The sequence below is a fragment of the Halorubellus salinus genome, assembly GCF_020567525.1.
Lineage (GTDB): Archaea > Halobacteriota > Halobacteria > Halobacteriales > Natrialbaceae > Halorubellus > Halorubellus salinus.
This window is the reverse complement of the sequence record NZ_JAJCVI010000002.1, coordinates 24,923-39,227: the sequence shown is the minus strand read 5'-3', so window position 1 is coordinate 39,227 and position 14,305 is coordinate 24,923. Positions and strand designations below refer to the sequence as shown.

The window sequence follows — 14,305 nt, the reverse complement described above, 5'->3', positions numbered from 1 at the left end:
AGTGGTTATTCTTCGATGGGAACACGTTCCGAGTCGTCCCCGCATCGAACCCGCAGCGATTCCAGCGTCGGTCAGCGCACTGTCGCGCCCGCCGGATGCGAGCGCGTCACCACCGGGTCGTAGCCCGCGTCCGACAACCCCGTGCCGAACGCGAACACCGTGTCGCCGAGCATCGCCATCGACGCCTCGCCGTCGACGTCGTTCACGTCCAGTATCGCCTCCCGCACGCGGTCCGTGAGCAACCCCGCTTCGCGAGCGAACGCCCGCGACGCGTACACGAACGACCGCAGCGTCGGCTCGCCGACGACGCGGGACAACGCCGTCTTCCCGGCCTGACTCAACTGGTCGGTGTTCCCCGCGAGCACCTCCTCCGTCGACACCTCCCCGAAGGAGACGTACTCGACGCGCGCCGGCGCCGGGATCGCGTCCAGGAGGTTGTGCTGTGGGCCGCCCGGCTCCAGGCGGATGGGGACGCCGCCTTTGGCCTGCGCGACCACGTCACCGAGCCCAGTCCCCGACTGGACCTCCGCGCCGTGCGCGATGGTCACGAGCTCGTTCTCCGAGAGCCGCCGGTCGAACGCGCGGTTCGCCGCCAACGCAGTACCGAGCGCCATCGCACCCGACACACCGAAGCCCGCCCCGAGCGGGAGGTCCGTCTCCGCCGACACCGTCCCCGCCACCTGGAGCGCGTCGAGCACGCGCCCGACCGGCTCGACGTCTATCGTGCTGTCGTTCAGGTAGACGGTCGTCTCCGACGCCGGCCGTACCGTCACGTCGACGCCCTCCGCGAGCGTCACCCCCGCACCACGCGACCCGGCCTTCGTCGGGTCGTCGTCCGGATGCGAACTGAAGAACCCCGTGACGTGCCCCGGGACGAACGCCGTCGCTTCCTCGACCATACCTCCGACACCTCGCCCGCGGTTCAAGGACCTATCGTCTCGCGCCCGTCTTCGGGCTCCCGAGCGCCAGATACGCGACCAAGCCCGCCGGTCCCGTACACAACACCGTCACCCCCCACTTCGCAGCCGACCCCGGTCCCGACGCGGACGCCTCGCGAGCTACCCACGCCGCGACCCCCGACCACGCCACGATGACGACCACCGCCAGCACGAACGACACCGTAACGAGTTCCACACCACCCCACACGAACCAATTACACAAAAACACTAATGAAATAAACTCTGGTGCGCACGGAACGAAGTTCTCGACGAAGAGATACCCACCACTGACAAGTCACACAACACGACCGAAAAAACACCCCACCAGCGTCGTCGCCTACGTCGACAGACGCTGACGGTCACCGCGAGACCGTCGGTCTCGCTGGCCCGCTAGGTCTTCGCCTACGGACTCAGACGCTGGCGATCACGCGGGAACACGATCACTCCACTCCGTTCCGTTCCCTGCTCCCGCTCGCCTGTCAGCGTCGTCGCCTACGGACTCAGATGCTGGCGATCACGCGGGAACACGATCACTCCACTCCGTTCCGTTCCCTGCTCCCGCTCGCCTGTCAGCGTCGTCGCCTACGGCGACAGACGCTGACGGTCTCGCGGGAACAGAACAGCCTCTCGAATGTTCCCGAGGCCGAGCATCGTCATGACGAGGCGCTCGGCGCCCAGGCCCCAGCCGGCGTGAGGCGGCATGCCGTACTTGAACATCTTCGTGTAGTACTCGAACTCGTCGGGGTCCAGGCCCTGCTGCTCGAACCCTTCCACGAGCGGGTCGTAGCGGTGCTCGCGCTGCCCACCGGAGACGAGCTCCATCGACGGATGCATCAGGTCGAACCCGGTCGACGTCTCCGCATCGTCGTCGTAATCCTTGATGTAGAACGGCTTGATCTCGCTCGGCCAATCCATGATGAAGTAGTGACTGCCGATCTCCTCGCCGAGCGCGCGCTCCGCTTCCGTCGACAGGTCGTCACCGTACACCAGGCGCTCGTCGAGCTCGCCCGTCGCGTTGATACGGTCGAGCGCCTCCTCGTACGTCAGCCGCGGGAACCCGCCCTCGGGCACCTCGAACGCGTCCGCCATGTCCAGCGCCTCCAGCTGTTCCTCGCAGTTCTCGCTGACGGCCTCGTACGCGGCGACGACGATCCCCTCGACGACGTCCATCGCGTCCTCGTGGTCGCAGAACGTCCCCTCGAAGTCGATGGAGGTCGCCTCGTTCAGGTGCCGCGGCGTGTTGTGCTCCTCCGCACGGAAGATCGGGCCGATCTCGAACACGCGCTCCAGGCCACTCCCCGCCATCAGCTGCTTGAACAGCTGCGGGCTCTGGTTCATGAACGCCTCCTCGCCGAAGTACGAGATCGGGAACAGCTCCGTGCCGCCCTCGGTCCCCGTCGCGACGATCTTCGGCGTGTTGATCTCCGTACAGCCCTCCGAGCGGAAGTACTCGCGAGCGGCACGCAGGACTTCAGCGCGGATCTCGAAGATCGCCTTCACCTCGGGCTTCCGGAGGTCGAGCGTCCGGTTGTCCAGGCGCGTCGGGAGCTCCGCGTCGACCTTCCCGCTCGGGTCGAGGGGCAGTTCGGTGTCCGCGGGCGCGACGAGCTCGAACTCCTCGGGGACGAGCTCCACGTCCGTCGGCGCGCGCGGCTCCTCCTTGACGTCACCAGTGAACGAGACGACGCTCTCGCGAGCGACGTCGAGCGAGCTCTCGACGAGCTCCTCGTCCATCTCGTCCTTCTCGATCTTCACCTGGAGCTTCCCCGTCTTGTCGCGAACGATCAGGAACGCGATGCCACCGAGGTCACGGACCTCGTGCACCCAGCCCGCAATCGTCGCCGACTCGCCGGGTGTGACCTCGGCCGTGTACGTCCGGTTCTCGAAACTCATACCTACTCGTTCCCGAGGGTGGCAAATAAAGACAGTCTTTCGTCGGTACGCGCTATGCTCACATGCGACGCCCGAGAGGTACGGGCGACCGTTCGCCGCTCACTCGTCGCTCGTCGAGTTCGCGTCGTCGGCAGCGGCCGTGACGACGACCGACTCGATGCGTGCACCGTCGACCGCCGTCACCTCGATGTCGAACCCGCCAGCCCGGACGCTGTCACCGGCCGCGGGCGGATGTCCGAGTCGGTCGAAGACCAGTCCGCCGATCGTTCCGTACGCGCCCACCTCGAAGTCGGAATCGAGGACGTCGTTCACCTCTGGAATCGGCACCGACCCACCTGCGACGTACGCGCCGTCGTCGCGACGACGGATCTCGCGTTCGGCCGTCGCCTCGTCGAAGTCGTCCCGTATCTCGCCGACGACGACCTCGACGGCGTCCTCGACGGTCGCGATACCCGCGAGCGACCCGTACTCGTCGACGACCGCGGCCATCTGCCGCTGCTGGGACTGGAACTCGCCGAGCAGGTCGTCGACGCCCATCGTCTCCGGGACGACGGGCATCTCGCGAGCGACGTCACCCACCGTCACCGACCCGTTCGCGTCCCCGTCACCGGCACGCAGCACGTCCTTCACGTCGACGTACCCGACGGGTTCGTCGCCGGTCTCCGGGTCGACGACCGGGTACCGGGTGTGTCCGTGTTCGACGACGAGCGGCCGCACCGCCGACAGCGGTTCGTCCGCCGGGACGGAGACCAGGTCCGGGCGTGGCACCATCACGGACCGAGCAGTGATGTCGTCGAGGTCGAACACGCGCTCGATCATCTCGACCTCGCCAGCGTCCACGTGACCCTCGTCGCCCGACCGCGCGAGCACCATCCGGATCTCCTCCTCGGAGAGCGTCTCCTCGGTCTCCGACGCGGGCGGCACCCCGATCAGGCTCGTGAACCAGTTCGCCGTGCCGTTGAAGACGTACAGTCCCGGGAGGAACACGTAGTAGAAGACCTTCATCGGCGGCGCGCAGAGGATGGCGATGCGTTCCGCGTCCGCGATGGCGAGCGTCTTCGGCGCGAGTTCGCCGAAGACGACGTGGAGGAAGGTCACGACGCTGAACCCGATGACGACCGCGATGAGGTGGGTCGTCCCCGCCGGAAGCACCGACCCCAGTAGGGGCTCCAGGAGCGCGGCGACCGCGGGCTCCCCGATCCAGCCAAGGCTCAGGGACGCGACCGTGATACCCAGCTGGGTCGCCGCGAGGTAGTCGTCGAGGTGCTCGAGGGCGTCCTGGAGGACGCCCGCCCCGGCGCGTCCCTCCTCGACCATCTGGTCGACGGACGTCGACCGGACCCGGACGAACGCGAACTCCGACGCCACGAAGAACCCGTTGAGGACCACGAGGAACAACGCGGCTGCGAGGCGGCCGAGCGAGAACAGGAGTTCTACCATCGACTCACCCGACCGAGCGTAGTCGTACCTCGATGCAGGACCTGAACGGGTTCCAGCGGAGAGCGCGTCATGCGCCGGGGTACGCCGCCACCGTATTAAGGGATGGTGCTGTCAGTTCGCGGCGAGTACCTTCCCCTAGGCGTCTTTCGCGCCGTTGACGGTCTCCGTGACCGCGTCGACGCCGTGGTCGTGGACGAGGTCGCCCACGACGACGACGTCCGCGTGCTCGCCCATCGTGTTCGAGGACTCGTAGTCGTGGATACCGCCGCCGTAGAAGAGCGTGGACTCCTCGAGCGCGTCCTGGGCCGCTCGAACCTTCTCCGGGTCGCCGAGCGTCCCCGAGTACTCGACGTAGACGACGTCCTGCCCGAACATCTGCTCGGCGACCTCCGCGTACGCCGCCACGTCGTCCGCGGCGAGGTCGCAGTCCGCGTCCGTGTACTCCGCGACGCTCGCCTCGGGATTCATCACGATGTACGCCTCCGTCGTCGTCCGGTCCCAATCCATCCCGTTCTCGATACGCACCCACTCCTTGTGCGCGCCCGTCACCCAGAACACGTCGCCCGCGTTGAACACCACCGGCACGAGGTAGCCGTCGAGCGCTGGCGTATCCACCACAACGCTCGGGTTCGACGGCTCCTGGTAGATCGGGACGTCGTACTCCGCGGCCGCCTCGATGTACGACACCATCTTCTCCTCGGTCATCCCGAGCGTCCCACCGATCTCGAGCGCGTCAGTCCCACACGCCGCCACGTCGGCGAACGTGTCGTCCTCGTACAACTCCTTGTCCGGGTCCAGTTTCAGGACGTGGTCCCAGTCCGCCCACGGCTCGCTCATACCCCCAGAAGTCCCGCGAGAGCGTAAAGCACCTTCGGAACGACGAAACCCCGGCTGGCCGGGGAATCAGGCGTTCGCTTGCCAGTTCCGGACCTGGTCGGGGCTGACGCCGTCGACGCTGCCAGCGATCTGGTCGGGGTCGGCGTCCGCGAGCGCGTCGAGGCTTTCGATGCCGGCGGCGGCGAGTTTCTCGGCGGTCTTCGCGCCGATGCCGTCGACGGCTTCGAGGCCGGTTCCGGACTCCGACTCGCGTTCCTGGTACTCGCGGTAGTTGCAGATGGGGCACCCGAGCTCCCAGGGGTCGTCGTCGTCCTCGCCGTCGTGGATCTCGATGTGCGGGAGGTCGTGTTCGTCGCAGCGCTCGTCGGTGATCTCGATGTCGCCGCGGCGCGGGAGCGGGAGCGAGTACTCGCAGTCCGGGTAGCGCGTGCAGCCGACGAGCCGCGACCCGGCTTCGAGCGTCTTCACCGCCAGTTCGCCGCCGTGCTCCTCGCCGCAGTCGGGACACGGCCCGATGACGGGGCCTTCGCCGGCGGCTTCGCTCGCACACAGCGGACAGCCGTGAACGAACGTCTGGCGGCCCGCGAGCATCTTCACCTCGCGGAGCCCGTGCTCCTCGCACTCGCGGTCCATCAGGAGCGGTTTCCCCTGGCTCGGGAGCGGGAGCGTGTACTCGCAGTCGGGGTACCCGTCGCAGCCGACGAAGTAGCTGCCGCGACGCGACCGCCGGAGCAGGAGCGCGTGCCCGCTCTCAGGGCACTCGCCGAGGGTCTTATCCGCCTTCAGGGACTCCTGGAGGTGCGTCCCGATCTCCTCCTGTTTCGCGCGGAGGTTCTCGAACACCGATTCGAGCATCTCCCGGGATTCGTCGGTGACGTCCTCGAGCGTCGCCTCGCCGGCGGCGATCGCGTCCATGTCCTGCTCGAGTTGCGCCGTCATCGCCTCGCTGACGACGCGGTCGGCGTACTCCTCGGCCGCTTCGACCACGGCCTTCGCGAGCGCGGTCGGCACCGGCGGGTCGTTCTCCACGTACCCGCGGTCGTAGAGCTTCTCGATCGTCTCGTGACGCGTCGCCTTCGTCCCGATACCCATGTCCTCCATCGTCTCGATGAGCCGGCTCTGGCCGTACCGCCGCGGCGGCTGGGTCTGCTTGGCCTCCAAGCGGGGGTCGGTGAGCGCGAGTTCGTCGTCGACGCTCACGTCCGGCACGTAGTTCTCGCTCGTCGAGTAGTACGGATAGACGTCGTGATAACCGGCTTCGACGAGGCGCTTCCCGTTCGCCTTCAGGTTGTGGCCGGCGGCGTCGGCGACGACCTTGAGGTGCTCCCACTCCGCGGGCTCGGCGACCGTCGCGTAGAACCGACGGACGACGAGTTCGTACACCTCCCACTCGTCGTCGTCCACGTCGCTCCCACGCACGGGTATCTCGCCGGTCGGATGGATCGGCGGGTGGTCGGTCGTCTCCTCGTCGCCCTCGGTCGCGGTCAGTTCCTCGGCTTCGAGGAGCGACTCGGCGCTGTCACCGAGTTCGCTGTGATTGACGAACTCGTCGAGGAGCTCCTCGGGGTCGAGGTCCTCCGGGTACACCGTGTTGTCCGTCCGCGGGTACGTGACGTACCCCGCGGTGTAGAGGTCCTCGGCGATACTCATCGCGCGCTTCGCGGAGTACCCGAGGCTCCCGGCGGCGCGGATGAACTGCGTGGTGTTGAACGGCGCGGGCGGCTCGTCGATGCGCGTCCGACGGTCGACGTCCGTGACGGTCGCCGACGCCGCCGACTGCAGGGCCTCGAGGACCGCGTCCGCCTCGTCCTCGTCGAGGACGCGCTCGGCCTCGTTCCCGTCCTCGTCCAGGTAGTAGTACTGCGCTTCGAAGGACTCGTCGTCGGTCGCGAGCTGCGCGAACAGCTCCCAGTAGTCCTCGGGGTCGAACGCCTCGATCTCGCGTTCCCGGTCGACGATGAGGCGGAGCGTCGGCGATTGCACGCGCCCGACGCTGATGAAGTCCTCACCGAGCTGGCGCGCGGACAGCGAGAGGAATCGCGTGAGTGCCGCGCCCCACACGAGGTCGATTATCTGGCGGGCTTCGCCGGCGGCGGCGAGGTCGAAGTCGATGTCGTCGGGTTCGGCGAACGCCTCGGTGACCTCGCGCTCGGTGATCGACGAGAACCGGACGCGCTTGATGGGGACGTCGTCGTTGACGTCGCGCACGATCTCGTACGCCTCCTTCCCGATGAGTTCGCCCTCGCGGTCGTAGTCGGTCGCGATGGTGACGACGTCCGCGCGCCGTGCGAGCAAGCGCAGCGTCGCGACGATGTTCTGCTTCGTCGGCGTCTTCTCGACGCTCGCGTCGATGAGCTCGTGCGGTTCGACGTCCCGCCAGTCGCTGTACTCGGGGGGGAAGTCCACGCCGACGACGTGCCCGCTCAGGCCGACGCAGCGCTTGCCGCCCCACTCGTAGACGTTCACGTCGTTCTCTCGCGTGGCGGTCGCGCTCTCGCCACTGAGGATGTCCGCGATGCGTCTCGCGGCGTTGTCCTTCTCCGTGACGATTAGCTCCATGCCTCACCCCCAGAGGTCCGGGTCGCTGTCATTGAGCGTGGATACGGTGGAGGCCCGTTTCAACGTTTCGGGGCGACGAAATCGCAGGACTGCGACGACCCAAGGCGGGGGCGTGCGAGCGTGCTCGACCGCGCCCGCGCCGTCGCGTGCTCACGCGAGCGAGTGCGCACGACAGGTGTGTGCGACGGCGTCGCAGGTCGCGCGCGAGCCGAGCGCTCGGGTCGCGAGTGACCCGGCTTGCACGTCAGGCGACGAGGTCCACGCCGGTGAACGCGAACCGGGTGCCGCCGTCCGCGCTCTCGGCGACCGTCACCGACCAGCCGTGGGCGTCCGTGACGGCCTTCACGATGGCGAGCCCGAACCCGGTGCCGTCGTCGCCGGAGTACCCCTGCTCGAACACCGCGTCTCGCTCGCTCGCCGGGATGCCGACGCCGTCGTCGGCGACGAAGAACCCTCTGTCGTCGTCGGTGAGACTCCCGACGCGCACGTGCAGCTCGCCGTCGTCGGCGCCACCGTCGGCACTCCCCACTCCTCCGGTGCCGTCGGCCGTCGCAACGTCGCCGTGGGCGACGTCGTCCGCGGACTCCGGTCGACTGCTCGCCGAGCCGTGCTTCACGCTGTTCGCGAACAGGTTCTCGAACAGTTGCCGGAGTCGGCTCTCGTCCGCCCGGACGGCTGCGCCGCCGGTCGTGACCGAGAGCGTGGCGCTGCCGGTGTCGACGCCCGCCCACGCCTCGCGCGCGACCGTCTCCAGGTCGAGGAGTTCCCGGTCCTGTGCGGCCGCACCTTGCTGGGCGAGTGCGAGCAGGTCCTGGATGAGGTCGTCCATCCGCTCCAGGGCGTTCTCGACGGCGTCCAGGTCCTCGTCGTCGTATCGCTCCCCGAGGAGTTCCGTGTACGTCATCGCGACCGAGAGCGGATGTCGGAGGTCGTGACTGACGACGCCCGTGAACGCTTCCAGACGCTCGTTCTGTGCCTCCAGGCGGTCGGTTGCCTCGCGTAGTCGCGCTTCGCGGTCGCGCTGGAGCGTGATGTCCGTGTATATCGCGTAGCCACGCATCAGGTCGCCTTCGACGAGCGGGACGTCGCGGAGCAGGAACTCGCGGTCGCCCTCCGTCGTCGACCGACGAACCTCGGTGTCGAGGTGCTCGCCGTCCGCGATCCGGTCGTTCAATCCCGCCGCCTCCTCGCGACGGTCCTCGGGCACGATGTACTCGTCGACGACGTCCCCGCGCACGGTCTCCGCGTCGTACCCGAACACGTCCTCGAACGCCGGATTCACGTCCAACGCGACCGGGTCGTCGTCGTCGAGTTCGTAGAACACGGTCGGCTCGGGGATGTTCTCGAACAGCGCCGCGAACCGGTCGCGTTCCGCGCGTAACGCCGTCGCCTGCTCGTTCGCGCGCGACCGCGTTCGCGTCACCGTCACCGCACGCACGATGCGGTCACAGAGCACGTCTATCGCGCCGCCGTCGCTCGCCGGAACGACGTCGGTGTACCCGGTCGCGAGCGCCTCCAGGAGCGCGCCCGTCTCCTCGACCGGCCCGTACGCGAGACACGGCAGTAACTCGTCGCGGACGCGGACCGCCGCCAGGAACTCGTCGGCGTCCGCGTCGTTCACGGGCCCGGCCCGAACCACGCAATCGACGTCCTCGAGCGCGGCGAGCGCCGCCGTCCGGTCGCTCGCCACCGCGACCGACGCGGCCGTCACGGAATCGAGGCGTGACTGGAGGCGCGCCGCGAACTCGTCGTCCCCACCGACGACGAGCACCGCGACGGGTTCGTCGACCATGCCTACGTCACCATCGGCCCCGGACCCACCGTTCATCAGTACCTACGACGAGAGCGAGCGAGAAAGCATTGTTGGCAACATCTCGACACTGACGTTGGACGAACGGGGGGGACCAGGTCGGGTCGTTACTCGTCGAGCGCCGCACGGAGCTTCTGGTTGACCGTCCCCGGGTCCGCGCTCCCACCGGTCTTCCCCATCACCTGCCCGACGAGGAAGTTGATCGCGCCGTCGTCGCCGTCCTCGTAGTCCGCGACCGCGTCGGGGTTCTCCTCGATGGCTTCCGCGACCGCCGCCGCGACCGCGTCAGCGTCCGTCTTCCCGAGGTCCTCGCGCTCGACGATGTCGTCGGGGGCGTCGCCGTCGTCGAGCATCCCGCGGAGCACGACCTCCTTCGCGTTCTTCGCCGTGATGTCGTCCGCCGCAACCAGCTCGACGAGGCGCTTCACCTCGTCGAGACGCCCTTCGACGTCCGTCACCGCCATGTCGCGGTAGTTCAGTTCGCCCAGGAGTTCGTCGGCGACCCACGTCGCCGCCAGGTCCGCGTCGTACTCGGACGCGACGTCCTCGTAGAAGTCCGCGACCTGCTTCGTCGACGTCAGCTTCGACGCCGCCTCGTCGCTCAACCCGTACTCGTCCTGGAAGCGCTCGCGGCGCGCGTCCGGCAGCTCCGGGATCGATATCTCGTCCTTCCAGTGGCTCACCTGGAGCGGCGGCAGGTCCGCCTCCTCGAAGTACCGGTAGTCCTTCTCCTCCTCCTTCGACCGCATCGACACCGTCGACCCGTGGGTCTCGTTGAAGTGCCGGGTCTCCTGCTCGACGGCCTTCCCGCGCCGCATCAGGTCCTTCTGGCGGCCTTCCTCGTACTGGAGGGCGGTCTCGGCGCCCTTGTGACTCGAGATGTTCTTCACTTCGGTGCGGTTCGCCGAATCGAGCACGTCCGTGCCGATGGAGCCGTCGTCGTCCACCTCGTCGCTCGGGACGAGCGAGAGGTTCGCGTCGATACGCAGGCTGCCGTCGCGGCTCGCGTCGAACACGCCGAGGTACTCGAGGACCTCCTCGAGCTTCTCGAGGAACGCGCGCGTCTCCTCGGGCTCGCGGAAGTCCGGCTTCGTCACGATCTCCATCAGTGGCGTGCCCGCGCGATTGTAGTTCACGAGCGTGTAATCGGCGTTGTCGATGTTCCCACCGACGTGCTGGAGACTCCCCGGGTCCTCCTCTAAGTGCGCGCGCCGGATGCCGACCGTGCGACGCTCCCCGCCGACGCTGATCTCGAGTTCGCCGTCCGCACACACCGGTTCGTCGTACTGCGTGATCTGGAAGTTCTTCGGCAGGTCGGGGTAGAAGTAGTTCTTCCGGTGGAACCGCGTCTCCTCGGGGATGTCCGCGTCGATAGCCTTCCCGACCTTGACCGCCGCCTCCACCGCCGCCTCGTTCAGCACCGGAAGCGCACCCGGGAGCCCCAGGCAGACGGGGCACGTCTGGGTGTTCGGCTCGTCGGTCGGCTCCGTCGGACAGCCACAGAAGATCTTCGTGTCCGTCTCCAACTGGACGTGGACCTCCAGCCCGATGACCGTCGTCAGGTCCGCGTTCTTCGCGCTCTGGGCACTCATTGCGCGCTGATTCGGTTCGCGGTGGTTAAAGGCTAACGAACACCCTCGCCACAGCGCGAACCGAGCGTCGTTCACGCCCTCGTCGTCCGACGCACACCCACTCCCAGCGCGGCCGCACGCCACTGGCCCCAGCCAGTGCTCTCACGCTCGATTCCATCCACCATCCGGCCGCGAGCAGCGCGCGCAGCATCGCGCGCACGCGCGCTGCGAGCAGGGGAAGGGCAGGGCGCGGTGCGGTAGCTGGTGCGGTTGCGGTGGCGGTCCTGTGGCGGTGCGGTCGCTGTCGCGGTTGCGGTCGCTGTGGCGGTGCGGTCGCTGTGGCGGTGCGGTCGCTGTGGCGGTGCGGTCGCTGTGGCGGTGCGGTCGCGGCGTCGTCCAGCGCACTCACCGAGCACGAACGCAGTGAGCGCTCGGGAGGTTTTTCGCCCACGTTTTTCCAAGGAAGGTCGCCGAAGGCGACCCGACGCAGGAAAAAGGTGGTGCGTTAGTAGAACTCGCGGACGAGGTCCATGCCGTCTTCGGGGGCGCCGTCGGGAATCTCGCTCATGTTGGTGTCGACGTTGTGGGTGTCTTCGTAGGAGGATGCGTCTTCGTCCTGCCAGATGACGCCCATGTACTCCTTGTCCGCTTCGAGGATCTTCTCTTTGGCAGCTTCGCGGTCGGTGGGGTCGTGGCCTTCGTCCTGGAGGTCGACGAGGGAGTCGCGGAAGTAGTCGTAGGTGTCGACGTCGTTGAACGTGACGCACGGACTGAAGACGTTCACGAACCCGAAGCCGTCGTGCTCGATGGCCTTCTGGACGATCTCCTGGTGGCGGAGTGCGTCACTGGAGAACGATTGTGCGATGAACGTCGCACCGGACGCGAACGCGAGTGCGAGCGGGTTCACGGGTGGCTGCTGGGGGCCGCCCGGCGTCGTGCTCGTCTCGAAGTCCTCGCGGCTCGTCGGCGACGCCTGGCCCTTCGTGAGGCCGTAGATGCGGTTGTCCATGACGACGTACGTCATGTCGACGTTCCGGCGGACGGCGTGCACGAAGTGGCCTGCACCGATGGAGTACCCGTCGCCGTCGCCGCCGGCGACCATCACTTCGAGGTCGGGGTTCGCGAGCTTCACGCCCGTCCCGACGGGGAGTGCGCGACCGTGGACGCCGTGCAGCGCGTACGCGTGCATGTACGTCCCGATCTTCCCCGAGCACCCGATGCCGGCGACGACGAACGTGTCGTCCGGCGAGTTCCCGGTCTCCGCGAGCGCTTTCATCATGCCGTTCATCGTCCCGAAGTCACCGCATCCGGGACACCACGTCGGTTGCTTGTCGGACTTGAAATCAGTGAATCTGACGTCGCTACTCATGCTTGACCCTCCAGTCGCTCCGTGATGTCCGCAGCCAGCTCGTCGGCCTTGTACCGCACGCCGTCGTACTTGTTCACGCGCTGGACGCGCTCCAGGACGTCGTGCTCGATGAGGTCCGCGAACTGTCCGGTCGCGTTACATTCGACGACGATCGTCTCGTCGGCGTTCTGCACGTCCTCCGTGAGGTCCGGTCGCGGGAAGATGTACGGGACCGAGAGGACGCGCACGTCCAGGTCGTCGTCCATGAGGTCGAGCGCTTCGACGAGCGCGCCCTCGTTGGACCCCCACGAGATGACGAGGTTGTCCGCGTCCGCGTCGCCGTACTCGCGGACGTCCCAGTCCTCGCGCTCCTGTGCGGTCTCGACCTTCCGCTGGCGCTTCTCGACCTGCTCCAGGCGCACGCTCTTCTCTTCGGTCCGTCGCCCGAGCGCGTTGTGCTCCAGGCCCGTGCTCATGTGCGCGCCCTTCTCGGTGCCGGGGAACGCGCGTGGACTGATGCCGTCCTCGGTGGCGGCGTGCGGCTGGAAGCGGCCTTCCTCGTCGAGCCACTCATCGATGTCGTCCTCGTCGACGACGCGGCCGCGGTCGACCTCGACCGCGTCCATGTCGAACGCCTCCGGGGAGAACGTCTGCTCGGTGACCGCGAGCGCGAGGTCCGCGAGCAGGTAGACGGGCACCTGGTACTTCTCCGCGAGGTTGAACGCCTCGACGGTCTTCCAGAAGCACTCGTCGATCGTCGTCGGCGCGACGACGAACCGCGGGATCTCGCCGTGGCCGCCGTACAGCGCCATGTTGAGGTCGCCCTGTTCCTGCTTCGTCGGCATCCCCGTCGACGGCCCGCTACGCATCACGTCCGCGATGACGAGCGGCGTCTCGGAGGTTGCGACGAGCCCGAACGTCTCCGTCATCAGGTCGATACCGGGACCGGACGTCGCAGTCATCGACCGTGCGCCGGCGCGCGCCGCGCCGAGCGCCATGTTGATCGCGGAGAGTTCGTCCTCGGCCTGCACGACCTGCCCGCCGAAGTGCTCGATGCGGCCCTTGAGGTACTCCATCACGTCCGTCGCGGGCGTGATCGGGTACCCGGCGTAGAACCGGCAGCCGGCGGCGATGGCGCCCATCCCGATGGCCTCGTCGCCGTTCAGGAGGACGTAGTCGGCGTCGGTCGTCTCGAGCGAGAAGTCGAAGCTGTCCGTGGAGACGTTCGCGTACTCCTCCTGTACGTACTCCTGGCCGAGCCGTGCAGCTTCCTTGTTGTTCTCGACGATCTTCTCGCCTTTCCCACCGAACCGCTTCTCGAGCGCTTCGTCGAGGTTCTCGATGGGGAAGTCGGCGAGCTCGCACGCCGCACCGAGCGCGACGATGTTCCGCATGATGGCGCCCCCGGCCTCCTCGGCGAGGCTCTTCAGGGGAACGTCGATCGCGAACATCTCCTCGGGGACGTCTGCCTCCCAGGAGCGTTCGCCGTCGTAGATTATCGCGGAATCGTCGTGGAGTTCGTCGAGGTTCTCGTCGATGGTCCGCTGCGTGAGTGCCACGAGGAGGTCGAGGCGGTCGACGACGCTCTGGACGTCGTCGACGCTCGTTCGAACCTTGTACGCGGTGTACCCGCCGCGGATGCGCGACGCGAAGTCCTTCGAGGTGAATACGTGGCGCCCTGCTCTCGAGAGCGCCTGGGCGAATATCTTACCTGTGGAGTTGATGCCGTCGCCGGCTTCGCCTCCGATAGCCCAGTTGAAGTCCTCAGCCATGTTGTGGTGGGGCTACCGTGGGAGTTGGCAAAAGGCTTCTGAAACACCCGGCAACCCGCTGGATAATCCGGTGCCGGGCGGTGATGGTCGCTGGTCTTGCGAGGTGGTGGCGACGGCGACGAGCGGTGGGCGTTCGG

General features: G+C 67.6%; 10 protein-coding genes. All 10 read right to left on the bottom strand.

The genetic code is table 11. The features are described 5' to 3' along the window. Positions 1-71: 71 nt before the first annotated feature. Positions 72-899: a pantoate kinase gene (locus tag LI336_RS04655; protein ID WP_227131479.1), complete on the bottom strand. Its 828-nt coding sequence runs from the start codon at positions 897-899 to the stop codon at positions 72-74. Positions 900-930: 31 nt separating this feature from the next. Beyond that, positions 931-1,134, bottom strand: a complete 204-nt coding sequence (locus tag LI336_RS04650; protein ID WP_227131478.1) for a hypothetical protein — start codon at positions 1,132-1,134, stop codon at positions 931-933. Between the two features lie 386 nt (positions 1,135-1,520). After that, entirely contained in the window at positions 1,521-2,831 is a 1,311-nt protein-coding gene (gene aspS / locus LI336_RS04645) for an aspartate--tRNA(Asn) ligase (RefSeq protein WP_227131477.1), read from the bottom strand. A 99-nt stretch (positions 2,832-2,930) separates the two neighbouring features. After that, the gene (locus tag LI336_RS04640) at positions 2,931-4,271 is read right to left on the bottom strand and encodes a hemolysin family protein (protein WP_227131476.1); all 1,341 of its coding nucleotides are present in this window, start codon (positions 4,269-4,271) and stop codon (positions 2,931-2,933) included. 135 nt (positions 4,272-4,406) lie between these two features. After that, positions 4,407-5,108, bottom strand: coding sequence for a phosphoglycerol geranylgeranyltransferase (locus LI336_RS04635; protein WP_227131475.1), 702 nt, complete (start codon positions 5,106-5,108; stop codon positions 4,407-4,409). 66 nt (positions 5,109-5,174) lie between these two features. Next, positions 5,175-7,667, bottom strand: coding sequence for a DNA topoisomerase I (locus tag LI336_RS04630; RefSeq protein WP_227131474.1), 2,493 nt, complete (start codon positions 7,665-7,667; stop codon positions 5,175-5,177). Between the two features lie 244 nt (positions 7,668-7,911). Further along, positions 7,912-9,495, bottom strand: coding sequence for a sensor histidine kinase (locus LI336_RS04625; RefSeq protein ID WP_227131473.1), 1,584 nt, complete (start codon positions 9,493-9,495; stop codon positions 7,912-7,914). Between the two features lie 89 nt (positions 9,496-9,584). Next, positions 9,585-11,069 (bottom strand): Asp-tRNA(Asn)/Glu-tRNA(Gln) amidotransferase subunit GatB, encoded by a 1,485-nt coding sequence (gene gatB / locus LI336_RS04620; protein ID WP_227131472.1) that lies wholly within the window; start codon positions 11,067-11,069, stop codon positions 9,585-9,587. 484 nt (positions 11,070-11,553) lie between these two features. Beyond that, on the bottom strand, positions 11,554-12,417 hold the full coding sequence (locus tag LI336_RS04615; RefSeq protein ID WP_227131471.1) for a 2-oxoacid:ferredoxin oxidoreductase subunit beta: 864 nt from the start codon (positions 12,415-12,417) through the stop codon (positions 11,554-11,556). Then, on the bottom strand, positions 12,414-14,168 hold the full coding sequence (locus tag LI336_RS04610; RefSeq protein ID WP_227131470.1) for a 2-oxoacid:acceptor oxidoreductase subunit alpha: 1,755 nt from the start codon (positions 14,166-14,168) through the stop codon (positions 12,414-12,416). Before LI336_RS04610 ends, LI336_RS04615 begins: the two co-directional genes overlap by 4 nt. Between the last annotated feature and the right edge of the window lie 137 nt (positions 14,169-14,305).

Excerpts from the sequence above, each read along its gene's own strand:
- LI336_RS04655 (WP_227131479.1), bottom strand. The coding sequence starts at position 899 with ATGGTCGAGGAAGCGACGGCGTTCGTCCCGGGGCACGTCACGGGGTTC.
- aspS (WP_227131477.1), bottom strand. The coding sequence starts at position 2,831 with ATGAGTTTCGAGAACCGGACGTACACGGCCGAGGTCACACCCGGCGAG.
- LI336_RS04640 (WP_227131476.1), bottom strand. The coding sequence starts at position 4,271 with ATGGTAGAACTCCTGTTCTCGCTCGGCCGCCTCGCAGCCGCGTTGTTC.
- LI336_RS04635 (WP_227131475.1), bottom strand. The coding sequence starts at position 5,108 with ATGAGCGAGCCGTGGGCGGACTGGGACCACGTCCTGAAACTGGACCCG.
- LI336_RS04630 (WP_227131474.1), bottom strand. The coding sequence starts at position 7,667 with ATGGAGCTAATCGTCACGGAGAAGGACAACGCCGCGAGACGCATCGCG.
- LI336_RS04625 (WP_227131473.1), bottom strand. The coding sequence starts at position 9,495 with ATGAACGGTGGGTCCGGGGCCGATGGTGACGTAGGCATGGTCGACGAA.
- gatB (WP_227131472.1), bottom strand. The coding sequence starts at position 11,069 with ATGAGTGCCCAGAGCGCGAAGAACGCGGACCTGACGACGGTCATCGGG.
- LI336_RS04615 (WP_227131471.1), bottom strand. The coding sequence starts at position 12,417 with ATGAGTAGCGACGTCAGATTCACTGATTTCAAGTCCGACAAGCAACCG.
- LI336_RS04610 (WP_227131470.1), bottom strand. The coding sequence starts at position 14,168 with ATGGCTGAGGACTTCAACTGGGCTATCGGAGGCGAAGCCGGCGACGGC.